The sequence below is a fragment of the Agathobaculum faecis genome (assembly GCF_014287995.1).
GTDB lineage: Bacteria > Bacillota > Clostridia > Oscillospirales > Butyricicoccaceae > Agathobaculum > Agathobaculum ammoniilyticum.
Genome location: NZ_JACOPL010000006.1, coordinates 46,619 through 59,017 on the forward strand (window position 1 = coordinate 46,619; position 12,399 = coordinate 59,017).

The 12,399-nt window shown below is 57.4% G+C and carries 11 protein-coding genes; 3 read left to right on the plus strand and 8 right to left on the minus strand.

All coding sequences use genetic code 11. The annotated features are described in order from the left end of the window. Positions 1-16 precede the first annotated feature (16 nt). The 3 genes from H8S45_RS07460 (at position 17) to H8S45_RS07470 (ending at position 3,976) form a co-directional block, all read left to right on the plus strand. Positions 17-1,492, plus strand: a complete 1,476-nt coding sequence (locus H8S45_RS07460; RefSeq protein WP_186949878.1) for a PP2C family protein-serine/threonine phosphatase — start codon at positions 17-19, stop codon at positions 1,490-1,492. Continuing rightward, a complete protein-coding gene (locus H8S45_RS07465; RefSeq protein WP_107631769.1) occupies positions 1,489-1,899 on the plus strand; it encodes an ATP-binding protein in 411 nt (136 codons plus the stop codon). Before H8S45_RS07460 ends, H8S45_RS07465 begins: the two co-directional genes overlap by 4 nt. 157 nt (positions 1,900-2,056) lie before the next feature. Continuing rightward, on the plus strand, positions 2,057-3,976 hold the full coding sequence (locus H8S45_RS07470) for a sensor histidine kinase (protein ID WP_159068186.1): 1,920 nt from the start codon (positions 2,057-2,059) through the stop codon (positions 3,974-3,976). A gap of 65 nt (positions 3,977-4,041) precedes the next feature. Here H8S45_RS07470 and rbsK read toward each other — a convergent pair whose 3' ends face one another. The 8 genes from rbsK to H8S45_RS07510 all read right to left on the minus strand — a co-directional run bounded on the left by rbsK (position 4,042) and on the right by H8S45_RS07510 (position 12,395). Next, positions 4,042-5,058: a ribokinase gene (rbsK, locus tag H8S45_RS07475; protein ID WP_147574050.1), complete on the minus strand. Its 1,017-nt coding sequence runs from the start codon at positions 5,056-5,058 to the stop codon at positions 4,042-4,044. A gap of 24 nt (positions 5,059-5,082) precedes the next feature. Further along, positions 5,083-6,090, minus strand: coding sequence for a Gfo/Idh/MocA family protein (locus tag H8S45_RS07480; protein WP_207724472.1), 1,008 nt, complete (start codon positions 6,088-6,090; stop codon positions 5,083-5,085). Between the two features lie 43 nt (positions 6,091-6,133). Continuing rightward, positions 6,134-7,015: a sugar phosphate isomerase/epimerase family protein gene (locus H8S45_RS07485; protein WP_243182413.1), complete on the minus strand. Its 882-nt coding sequence runs from the start codon at positions 7,013-7,015 to the stop codon at positions 6,134-6,136. 14 nt (positions 7,016-7,029) lie between these two features. Further along, positions 7,030-7,977, minus strand: a complete 948-nt coding sequence (locus H8S45_RS07490; RefSeq protein ID WP_054326452.1) for a Gfo/Idh/MocA family protein — start codon at positions 7,975-7,977, stop codon at positions 7,030-7,032. Continuing rightward, entirely contained in the window at positions 7,970-8,887 is a 918-nt protein-coding gene (locus H8S45_RS07495) for a dihydrodipicolinate synthase family protein (RefSeq protein ID WP_243182414.1), read from the minus strand. Before H8S45_RS07495 ends, H8S45_RS07490 begins: the two co-directional genes overlap by 8 nt. Positions 8,888-8,994: 107 nt before the next feature. Continuing rightward, positions 8,995-9,762 carry a sugar phosphate isomerase/epimerase family protein gene (locus tag H8S45_RS07500; RefSeq protein ID WP_054326450.1) on the minus strand — a complete coding sequence of 256 codons (768 nt, stop codon included), beginning with the start codon at positions 9,760-9,762 and terminating at the stop codon, positions 8,995-8,997. Between the two features lie 190 nt (positions 9,763-9,952). Continuing rightward, positions 9,953-10,987, minus strand: a complete 1,035-nt coding sequence (locus tag H8S45_RS07505; protein WP_054326449.1) for a TRAP transporter substrate-binding protein — start codon at positions 10,985-10,987, stop codon at positions 9,953-9,955. A gap of 91 nt (positions 10,988-11,078) precedes the next feature. Then, on the minus strand, positions 11,079-12,395 hold the full coding sequence (locus H8S45_RS07510; RefSeq protein WP_054326448.1) for a TRAP transporter large permease: 1,317 nt from the start codon (positions 12,393-12,395) through the stop codon (positions 11,079-11,081). Positions 12,396-12,399 lie beyond the last annotated feature (4 nt).

Consider the following 12,399-nt stretch of genomic DNA (forward strand, 5'->3'; position numbering starts at 1 on the left):
ACAGGAGGAATCATCCATGCAAGTTGAATTTTCCGTGACGCTGCTGTGGTCGCTGGCGAACAATCTGTCCTTTTGGGCGGCGGCTCTGCTCACCAACAGCACGCTGACCCGCCGCCGGAACGCGGGACAGACCTTCCTCGGCTGGGTCCTGTTCGCGGCGCTGCACCTTGTCACATGCGTCGCCAGCTACTCCATCAATATTACGGACGACAACATCAATTTTTTGAGCATGCTGGTGCTCATGCCGGCAGCGGCGGTGGTGCTGTATGCCGACGAACGCGCGGCACGCGTGTTCACCTCGGTCATGGGTACACTGATCGCCAACGTGACCACGTTCTTCTTCTGCGGCACCACGCTTAGCTTTATCGACAATACCCCCAATCCGTACAATATGCGCACGGTCGGCATTTTCCTCTGCATCAAGGCGTTCTGGTTCACGGTGATGTTCTTTGCCTACCGCCGCTTTGTCAGCAAGATCGTGCAGCAGGTCATCTCGGTGCTGGGAAAGCAGCTGAAAAACTATGTACCCATTCCAGTCTACTGCTTTGTCGCGTTTGCGATCGTCAACCGGCTGACCAACACCCTCGGCATCCTGCCCGGCCTACCGGATACCCGTGTATATTTTATCATTTTTTATTTGATTATTTGCTCGGTATTCGTTATCCTGTATTATGAGATCTTTTCCACCGCGCTGTGGTCCTCCCGCGCGCTCAAGACCGAGGCGGAGCTGAACGTTGCCAGCAACATCCAGCGCGATATGCTGCCCAATATCTTCCCCGCCTTTCCGGACCGGAACGAGTTTGACGTTTACGCCACTATGGATCCTGCCAAGGAGGTCGGCGGCGACTTTTACGACTTTTTTATGATCGACCAGACCCATCTTGCCATCGTCATTGCGGATGTGTCGGGCAAGGGCGTGCCGGCCGCGCTGTTCATGGTGATCGCCAAGACCATCATCCGCAACCAGGCGCAGTCCAGCCTGTCGCCGGCGGAGATCTTCACCCGCGCCAACGAGCAGCTTTGCGAAAACAACGGCGAGGGGCTGTTCGTCACCGCCTATCTCGGCATCCTCGACCTGCGCACCGGCGTGCTGACCTATGCTAACGCGGGCCACAACCCGCCCTTGATCCAGCAGGAGGGCGGCCGCTTTGAATGGCTCAGGTTGCGCCCTGGCTTCGTACTCGCCGGCATGGAGGGCATGCGCTATAAGGAATTCCAGGTCACCCTGAAGCCGGGCGACTGCCTGTTCCTGTATACGGACGGTGTGACCGAGGCGACCAACGCCGCGCTTGAGCTGTACGGCGAAAAACGGCTGGAGGCCGCGCTCAACGCCGACGCCGCGAAAGGGCTCGTCCCCGACCAGCTGCTGCCTTACGCCAAATCCCAGGTGGATCTGTTCGTCTCCGGCGCGCCGCAGGCGGATGACATCACCATGCTGGGGCTGCGGTTCTGTGAGTACATGCCGTCCAATTCCAAGGAGGAGACACTATGAAAACGATTACCGTACCAGCACTAACCGAACAGCTCGATACGGTGCTGGAATTTGTACAGGGCGAGCTTGACCAGATCAATTGTTCGACCAAAATCTGCAACCAGATTGCGATCGCGGTAGAGGAAATTTTCGTCAACATCGCCCACTACGCCTACCGGCCCGACGTGGGCGACGCAACCATCCGCTGCCAGGTCAGCACACAGGGCCAGCCGCAGATCACAATTGAATTTCTGGATTCCGGCAAACCCTATGACCCGCTGAAAAACGACGAGCCGGACACCACCCTCCCCGCGGAGGAGCGCCGCATCGGCGGCCTGGGCATCTTCATGGTCAAACGGCTGATGGATACCGTCCAATATGAATACAGGGACGGAAAAAACATCCTGACCCTGCAAAAACTCGTATAGCACTACCGCGAAGCCTCCGCCGGTTTACCGTGCGGAGGCCTCGCCATGTGGGGATGGACCGCATATGCCGCTGCATTCCGCTATTCCCAGCCGAACGCATACGGCGCGCCTGTCCCCCGCGTATTCCTTTATCCTGCTTTTCCGGAGGTATCCCGTCTTGAAAAGAATCGTATTCGCCGTATTGACAACGCTGATTATCCTGACCGCCTTTTCCCCCGTGCTGCTCACCTATGTCTCCCCCATGGAGGACGCCTCCTATAATCTTTCGATCATCGGGGAGGACGGCCAGCCGTGGCAGGGCAACAAGGGCTGGACAGTGTACACCTGTACGGAGGGGGCGGTGAAGGAGCTGACGCCCACTGGCTACGGCGCCTATTATGGGCTGGACTATCCGGGGCAGACGTTCTATTTTTCCCGCCGGCTGACCGAGGAACTCGACAGCCCGACCCTGCGCATCGGCGCAGCAAACCGCACCTTCAGCGTGTTCCTGGACGACGAGCTGATCTACACCGACTGTCCGGAACTGGACAACCGCATCGGCTATCTTACGCTCCCCATGCTGGAGGCGGACCGCTTTGAACCGCTGGTTGTGTCCCTTCCCGCGGGCTATGCGGGAAAAACGCTCACCATCGCGCAGTCCACCTATGCCGTGGGCAGCGACGCCCCCGGCTCGGACGCCGATGTGTTCCCCGCAGATATCACACTCTATTGCGGCTACGCCTATGAAAGCGGGCTGATCGCCCAGACCGCCCGCCATATAATCCCCGCGGCCCTGCTCTTCTCAGCAGGGGTTTTCATGCTGATTATCTTCATTTGGAACGCCTCCTCCGGCCGACTGGACGCCAGCCTGCCGCTGCTTGCACAGCTTTCCTTTGCCCTGATGCTCCGCGAGATCGTGCAGGCGCCGTTCTTTTTCTACTATTTCGGCGTCCTGCCGATCGACCTGACCGCGCTTTGTCTGTATGTGTCGGCCTCCCTGCTGCTCGGCCTGCTCGTCTGCCCGCTTTCCGGCTGGCTGCGCTGGACGATGCTGACCGTCGCGCTGCTGCAGTTCGGCGTCGTCTGCTATAATACGGTCTGCGAATATCAGGGGACGGTGCATGCGCTGCTTTGCGCCAAAGCGACGGTATTCGCCCTTTTGCTGGCCTTTCTTCTGGCGCTACTGGCCTGGCGGCGCGGCTCGGCTTTCCACCGGCAGTTTTGCCTGCTCGTACTGACCGGCGGCGCAATCGCCGCCCTGTTCCTGCTGCTCGGCCCGCGTTTTTTTCCAGAACTACAGCGGGCCGACGGCGCGCAGGCCACCGCGCTTTCCCTGCTGCTCGTCCTGATGCCGCTGTGTTTTGTTGCAGCCCTGATCGCTCTGGCCGTCCAGACTGTCAAAGGCCTGGTGCGCCGCCGGTCGGAGACCTCCATCCTGCTCGCCAAGGAGCAGTTCGCCCGCGCCAGCTACGACACCCTGCGCGCACAGACCGAGCAGACCATGGAGCTGCGCCACGACATGCGCCACCATCTGACCGTGCTGCGCGCCTTGTTGCGAAAGCAGGATTATACGCAGGCGCAGGAATATGTGGACGGCCTCATTTCCCAGAGCAGATCGATTACACCGGTCGTCCGCTGCGGCAATCAAATGCTGGATATCATCCTCAACGGAACGCTGGCGGCGGCCTTGCGCGACAAGGTTCGGGTGGAGGTCGTTCACGCGGCGGCGCCCGCCTCGCTCCCTCTGTCCGACCCCGACCTTGCTTCGCTGGTGATGAACGTGATGGAGAACGCCGTGCATGCCGCGTGCAGCTCGCCGGTCGGCGAGCGCTTCATCCGGCTCGATATCCGCACCAAGGATAATTTCCTCGTTTTCTGCTGCTGCAACAGCGCGCCGCTGTCCGAACCCGCCGCGGGATCGAAAAAGAGCGGTCCGCTCTCTTCCCACGGCTATGGCCTGAAGATTATCGACCGCATTCTCAAGCAGGCTGGCGGTTTCTGCCGGATTGAGACCGGCCGCGGCCAATTCCAGCTCACCTTTGGTCTTCCCTTGCGCTGCCCTGAAAAAACGGCGGCGCATAAAATGCAGCAAGGCTAACGGATAAGGCCGGCAGCTTTTCGCGCGGATGCGTGAAAAACTGCCGGCCTTTCCACTTTCCTCCCCTATTTCGTCGAGGTTCCTGACCGTTCCAGCATGTCCAGTATATTCGTATCGATCCCACGGCAGCCCTTTTCCACGATCAGCGCTTTCACCTCTGTGATTGTCGGCAGGCTTGGCATCGCGCCCATGCGGGATACCGTGATCGCCGCCGTATGGCTGGCAAACGCCAGCGCCTGCCGCTCATCCAGCCCCGCAGTGAGCCCCGTGCAGAACGCGGCGACAAACGAATCCCCCGCCGCGGTCGTGTCGATGATCTTATCCATATGGACGGACGGGGTATAAACCGTGCCGTTTTGGTTGACGCAGACCGAGCCGTTCGCGCCCAGCGTAACGATCAGGTTTTTCACCCCGCGCTGCATAAAATAGCGTGCGGCCCTGTGCATATCCTCCCGATTGATGCCATTGCCAACAGCGATCTGCTGTCCGGACATCAGCGTCGCCTCATGCTCATTGGGGGATAGATAGGTCACATGGCCAAGCAGCGTATCCGACAGCGCCGCAGCGGGCGCTGGGTTGAGCATAACGGGTACGCCGGCCTCATAGGCCCATGCGGCCACGGACTCTACCACCTCCATGGGCAGTTCAAGCTGCAGCATCACAAGGTCATAGTCCGCAACGCGGGCTTTCAGCCAGGCGATCTCCTCCACAGTCAAGGTAAAGTTCGCCCCGGGGCAGACAGTGATCCGGTTTTTTGCGTCGTTTTCGCTCACTTCAAGCGTAATGTGCGCAACCCCCGTCGCCTCGGCCGGATCGGTCAGCACCCTGGAAACATCCACACCCGCAGCAGATGCCGTTTCGAGCAGCGTTTTGCCGAAGCCGTCCCGACCGACCTTGCCGACCATAGCGACCTCCGCCCCCAATCGGGCGCACTGGACCGCCTGATTGCTGCCCTTGCCGCCCGGGGCGGTGGTGAATTTCATGCCGATGATGGTTTCCCCCTCACGCGGCGCACGTTTCGTAGACGCCACCAGATCCATCATGATGCTGCCTACCACCAGAATATGAGGAATTTTTCCCATGTCTTTCTCCTTGTCTCCCGCTTTTCAGAATCGTCCGCCCAGCGTTTCCTTTGCGCCGCTGTATGCCGCCTTGGCATTCATTTCGTCCAGAATCGTCCGTGCCGCGAGCATCTCTTTCAGCGAGGCCCGCGGACGTGCGCTATTTGCATAGTCCGCAAGCGTAGTACGGGCGAAGATCGCGTAATAGGGATCGCTGTCCGTGTTCAACGCGATATGCGCCGGCACCGCACCGAAGGTACGCAGCTCCAAATCGTTGTCCGCAAGGATGTAGTAACCATTTTCAGTCACGATCGTCCAGCGGTTTTCACGCTTGGCACCGTCCGACATGGGATAGGCATAGCCGCTCTCGATCAGCAGGGACGCGCCCGTATCCAGCCGCAGCATGGAGGAGGCATAGGTCTCGATAGCATATTCCGAGGTGTATTGGTAGACCGAGGACAACATCTCCGCGCCTTGGCTGCCAGTCAGGTAGAGCGCCATGTCGATGAAATGCACGCCGAGATTGGTCATACAGCCGCCTCCCGCAGTCTCCTGTGACAGCATCCAGCGCGAGGTCGCAAGGTAGCGCGACGGTGGTCCCGCCACGAATTTGTAGGACATATGCACAATTTTACCGGAAAGATACCGGTTTTTCAAGTCGTTTACCGTGTCGCTGTACCGCCAGACGAATGGAATCGCGCAGAACGCATTTTTGCGCTCGGCGGCATTGTACAGTGTCTCCACCTCGCGGCGGTCAAGCCCTACGGGCTTCTCCATTGTAAACGGGATTCCCGCCTCGATCAGCTCGGAGGCGACCGCATGCATCCGGTAGTGCGGGGCAAAGGCAAAGACGAAGTCCGGCTTCACTTCATGTAGCATCTGCCGGTGATCGGTGTAGGCTGGACAACCGTAGGGCGCGGCAATGCGGGCGGCAATGCCCGCGTCACCATCGCTCACACCCACGACCCAGTTCTCCGGCAAGCCGGGCAGATAGAGCGGTACATGCCAGTGGCTCACGCCCAATAGGGCGATCTTCATGGTTTGATTAATCATAGCACATTCCCTCCAATGCTGTTGGGCATTTTGGAATAAATTTTCACAGCTCGATGCCGCGCAGGTATTCCAGCGACCGCTTCATACCGATGGATGCGTCCGGAATATCATCCGGATGCCACCGGCGCTCATATTCGAGGGACAGCCAGCCGTCATAACCGCGCGCTTTGACCGCGCGCAGGATCTCCGGCCACGGTATAACCCCCTCGCCCACGATGCGCGTATACACATTGCGTTCGGATTCGTCCGGCCGCGCTACATTGGAAGAGGAAAACGCCACACCTTCTTTGAATACCAGATCCTTCACATGCATGTATGCCACATACTGCTGCTGTAGGGGAAGCGCTTCTTCATATCCTTCGTTTCCGGTAAAGGTCAGGTTTGCCTGATCGTACAGGATACGGACTGCCGGATGGTCAATTTCCCTGATAAGCGACGCGCTTTCTTTCGCCGAAACCGCCATTGTATTAAAATGGTTCTCAATCACCAGCGTCACGCCTTTTTCTGCTGCTGCATCGCCCAGCTCGCACATGGATTCGATCAGTCTGGCGCGGCGCTCCGCTAATTTCTCCGTATCCCCAGCGGCCAGATTACCGCCGTAAATGCGGATGTACTTTGTACCCAACTGATCGCAATAACCCATCACCTTTTTGATAGCGGCGATTTCGCGCTGGCGGACCGGTTCGTCCAGCGAATTGAAATAGGAGTTATATGGCGTCAGGCAGATGATCTGGATGTTGTTCTGCTCTGCACACCGCCTGACCTCGGCCAAAGTATTTTCATTGCAGTCACATGGTAGCCCAGAGCGGTAATCATTCTGTACAACAATCTCGACACCGTCTGCGCCGATGCGATGCAGCAGTTCGATCGCCTCGCAAACAGTGTATTCCGGTGTACCCATGGTATGTCCGGCAATTTTGAACATAGCGGCTCCATCCTTTAATCCATCGCCGGCAGCCCGGCGGCACGCAGGATGCGGTCGAGCAATTCGTGGGTCTTGTAGGCGTCCGCCGCATCGGTAAGCGGGGTTTTGCCGTCGCGCACACAATCGAGGAAATGACGGATTGCATTCGTAAAGCCCAGTTTATCCTCGGACTTGGCCCAGCCCATAGCGAGCGGGGTCATTGCAGTCTTATGCTGTTCCTCCGCATCCGTCACTGTCACACTGTCCGGCATTTTAATAAACGCCGAGCGGTTATTCCCATGCAGTTCAATGGTTTCCTCCCACTGGCCCGAGCAGCGGGCCGCGATCAGCATACCCGAAGCGCCGTTCTCGAATTCCAGTTGAGCGGTCGTAAACGTCTCATAATACGGATCCGTGAACTTGGTCAGCGCATTGACGTCCTTGACCTCACCGCCGTAGTAGCGCATCAGATCGACCATGTGGATCGCGTTTTCCAATGTGGCGCGGTACTCGGTCGCCGGACGGTTTTTCTGTGCGATGATCACCTCCGGAGACCCTTCCCCATAAACCGCCTTGGCTTTTTGGCAGACCGGCGCGTAACGGCGGTTAAAGCCGATCATTAGTTTATTGCCCGTTTTAGCCGCCGCCTCTGCAATGCGTGCCGCATCCTTTAATGTGGTTGCCATGGGTTTTTCACTGTATACATCGATGCCCTGCTCGAGCAGGAAAGAGATCTGCTCCGCATGGCACTGTTTGGGCGTCAACACGAAGGCGCAGTCCAGGCCGAGCGACACGAACGCTTCCAGAGTAGCGACCGCCTGCTGCGCACCGCAGAGACGTTGCGCATGCTGCGCGTTTTCCAGCTTGCCTGCCATCAGCCCGACAAACTCCACATCGTCAAACCGCGGCAGTACGGGAAGAAAGTTGTTCTTTGAAACATAGCCGACGCCGATTACACCAACTCGCAGCTTTTTCTCAGCCATTGATATCCTCCTCCTTATAGTACTCTTCCAGCACGCGCTCGAGCAACGCGTATTCTCCGTCCGTCAGTTTGCGCAGCGGCCCGCGGCAGGTGTCATTTTCAATGATGCCGCGCAGCTTGAGCAGCGCTTTAAGCGCCGGAATGCCCGGGACTGCCGCCAGTTCGCGGTCGGTCCTGACAATCTGCTGCTGCGTCCTGCGCGCGCCTTCCATATCGCCCTCACGGTACTGGCGGTACAGGCGATTGAACCGTTCGTGGAAGATCGCCCCCGGGCCGGTCACCGTGCCAACACCGCCTGTCATCAGGCACGGGAGGAACAGGCTGTCGCAGCCGATCAGCAGGTCTGGGATGCGCTCGCTGCACAGCAGATAATCCTCAATGCGCATCAGGTCAGGGCAACTGTATTTGATGCCCGCAACATTTTCGTATTTTTCCATCAGCCTGCCCAGCAGTTCGGGTTTGACGTCGCTCGTTGTGCAGCCGGGAATGTTATAGATATAAACCGGATAATCCGGCGGTACGCTCTCGACCACCGCGCTGTAATAGCCAAGCAGGGATGCCTCGTCCATAGGAAAGAATGCCGGCGACATCACGCCCACGCCATCCGCGCCGATTCTGACCGCGTGCCGCACATGAGAGATAGTCTCCGCAGTCGTCATGCTACCGCACTGGATGAATACCGGAATGCGCTTTGCCACGGTTTCCACCATAATTTCCGCTGCCGTTTCGCGCTCCTCCCCGCTGAGCAGAAGGCTCTCCCCGTTGGTGCCGTTCGGATACAGGCAGTCCACCCCCGCCTGCACCAGATATTCCGTAAAGCCCGCCAGTGAGCGCTCATCCATTGATCCATCTTCGTGCATCGGCGTAATAGTCGGAATAACCACGCCGGATAATCTTTTTTCGTACATCATACTCTCCTTTTCCGTTATCTGCACCGCTTCAGCCCATAGCTCCGCTACGTCCCGCCGCCTGCTTCCAGGCCTTTCCCAGTGCGCTGGCCGCCTTTTGTCAAGTCCTGCTATTTTTCCAGCACCTCCATGACCTGCCGGCATGCCTTATGCCAGTTTTCGGGGATATCGGCTTCAATGGTCAGCGTGCCGTCATAGCCCGCCCGCTCCAGGCTGTCAAGAAACACACGGTAATCATAACCGTCCCTCACAGAAGGATAGTTTCTTTCCGGATAGGAAAGCGGATAATCCATGTGGATATGATGAATATACGGCAAATAGGTTTGCAAATCCTGAAACGGCTCTCCGGCCGCTACCATATGCCGAAGATCCGCCATGGTAAAAAGGTTGTTTATTTTTACTTTTTCTATCAGCTGCACCGCTTGTACAACTGTATTGATATAGTTTGAATATTTCGGTCCCAGCGGCTCCAGAATCAGTTCCTGATGATTTTCCTCCGCTTTACGCGCCATCAGGCGCAGCGCTTCTATGAACGCCTCTTCTTTCGGGCGTTCTGACGCCGTCCGTATCCAGCGCGCCTTGCCGTTCCCCAGGATAAGGGTACGGATACCAAGCCTCGCCGTTTTTCCACAAGCCTCTTCCAGATATGGCTCCAGCGATTCGGGTTTAAATCCCTCCTCGAAAAACAGCGGCTCTGCCACCGGCAGCAGGCGGGAACCAATCTGTATCGGCACGCCGGTTTTTATGCTCTTTTGCAATTCATCCAGTGCTTCCCCGCTTAGATCCGCGATCTCGGGGACATCCAATTCTGCGAAATCATATCCCGCCTCTGCAATCGGCAGATAGTCTTTTATTTTGCCAAACCCACCTATTTTCATAGCAGCACCTATCCTTTCCGCATCCTGGAAACTCCAAGCCGGACGTTCCGGCCATTTCCCAGGCATAAAAATCATTTTTATTCAAACGGCCCTCATTCCTTCTCTTTTCTCAGCTTTTAAGATGAGTACAGAGCCGAAACGAGGGCCGCTATTCAGTTAACCGCTACCACATTCCATCCAGCGGCACGAATTAGTATTTTTCGCGGGTCGCAACGAGCAGCTCGTACAGTGCTTTCTGGCCATCGCTCGCCTTGGATAAAAACGCATCGACAACAGGCTGCGTCTTTGCCTGGAACGCTTCCTTGTCTGCTTCCAGGATCTCAACGCCATTTTCCTCCATGACCTTCAGGCCTTCCTCGGTGGCTGCCGGCCAGATCTCGTTATTCCACTGATCGGCAAACTTCTCGCCGGCTTCGAGGAGCGCTTCCTGATTTTCTGCCGAAAGGTTGTCGAACCATACCTTGCTGACGAAAACCGGATCCGGAATGGTAAAGTGCTCGGTCAGCGTGAAGTACTTGCACAGCTCATACCAGCTATTGGCGGCGATGACGGAGGGTGTGTGATCCAGACCGTCGATGGTACCCTGCTGCAGGGCGGTGTAGATCTCGCTGGAAGCCATGGGGGTGCCAATCGCGCCCATCGCGTTTACGGTATCCGCCAGAACAGCATCCTCCATGCAGCGCAGCTTCAGGCCTTTGAGGTCGTCAACCGTGTTCACGGCATGTTTCTGGTTCAGCACGCTGCGGCTGCCGATGTCCGTCCATGCGATGATCTTGAAGCCGTTTTCCTCCGCATTGGCCTCCAGCACCGCTTTTACCTCGTCATCCATAACGGTGTTCACGGCCTGGCTTCCGTCCTCCCACAGATACGGCAGGGAGAACACCGACCACATATCGTTGAAAGCGGACAGATCGGTGGCGGCGCATTCGGTCATCTCTATGGTGCCTGCCTTCAGCCCCTCAAAAGTCGCGGCCTTGTCGCCCAACTGGGAGGAGGGATAGAACTCCATTTTCAGCCGGCCCTCCGAGCACTCCTCGATCAGCTCAGCCAACACATTGGCACCATCCGCCTGCGTGCCGGTAGCGGGAAAGGTGACGGAATATTTTACCGTAATTGCACTGCTGGAACCATCGGAGGCAGGGGTTTGGCCGGAGCCGCCGCAGGCGGTGAGCATTGTCGTCATTGCCAGAACGCAGGCCAGGGCCAGAGTGAACTTCTTTTTCATGGTAAATCTCCTTTTCAATCAATAGTATAGTATGGTTGGTTTGGTAAGCATACAGATATTTCCCGGCGTTTACGTCCGCCAGAGAGCAGGATTAAATCGCCATGCCGAGGAAGGAGGGGAGCCCAAGAACCAGAAACGGGATATATGTAATCAGAAGCAGGCAGAGCACTTCGGCTATCATATAGGGAATGGTACCCTTAATTGCTTTTTCAACCGGAATACCGGCAATCTTGGAGGTGATGAACAGGCAATAACCCAAGGGCGGCGTGATGTTGCCGATGGTCAGGTTAAAGGCCATGATAATGCCGAAGTGAATCAGGCTGATGCCCATGGACGCCGCTACCGGCGCCAGGATGGGAGCCAGGATGATAACCGAAGCGCCGCCATCCATAAACATGCCCATGATGAGCAGCAGGATGTTGACCAGAAGCAGGAACATGTACTTGTTATCGATAATTGAGAGGATCAGGTCGTTCACAATCACAGGCATCTGCAGCGCGGTAAGGCCGTAGCTGAAAACCTTGGCGCAGGCGATGATCAGCAGCAGCGGGGCCGCGCTGTTGACACCCTGCAACAGGATCGGTCCAATCTCACGAATCTTGAGCGTTTTGGTGATGAACAGGCTAACCAGAAGCGCGTATACAACCGAAATCGCGCCGGCCTCGGTAGGGGTCATGATACCGCCCATAATGCCTCCAACAACGATCAGCGGCATACCCAGCGGCAACAGTCCGTCAATGATAGTCCGCTTGATCTCGCCCGCGGACAGGTGTTCCGTGCGCTTCGGGAAATGGACCACACGGTCGCGCAGCAGCACCACAAGCATCAGGATCAGGCCGCACAGGATGCCTGGCACGACGCCGCCCATAAACATCGAGCCGACCGAGACGCCGACCGCGGTCGCGTAGACCACCATGATAATGCTCGGCGGGATGATCGGTCCGCAGGTGGAGGCACTGGCAATTACGCCCGCGGCCTCCTGGGCCGAGTACCCCTCCTTGACCATGGCAGGGATCAGGATACCTCCCATGCAGGACGAGCATGCCTGCGCGGAGCCGGTAATGCCGCCGAAAAACATGCTGGATACGATGCCTGCGTGGGCAAGGCTGCCGGGCAGCCGGCCGATCAGCAGCATGGCAAAGCGGATGAGCTTTTCCGTGATGCCGCCTCGGTTCATGATCTCGCCAGCAAGCATAAAGAACGGGATTGCCAGCAGAGGCAGACTGCCAATGCCATTAAATATGGAGTTTGAAACGGCAAGGGTTGCGATGGGGGTATTGGTCGTCACGCCAAGCGCAACCAGGCTGAGCGTGCCGGTAAACAGCAGGGAAACATACACCGGAATGCCTGCCAGAATAAAGACAAAAGTCAGGATGACCAGCAGGGCGATAATTAAGCCTACACTCACAGGG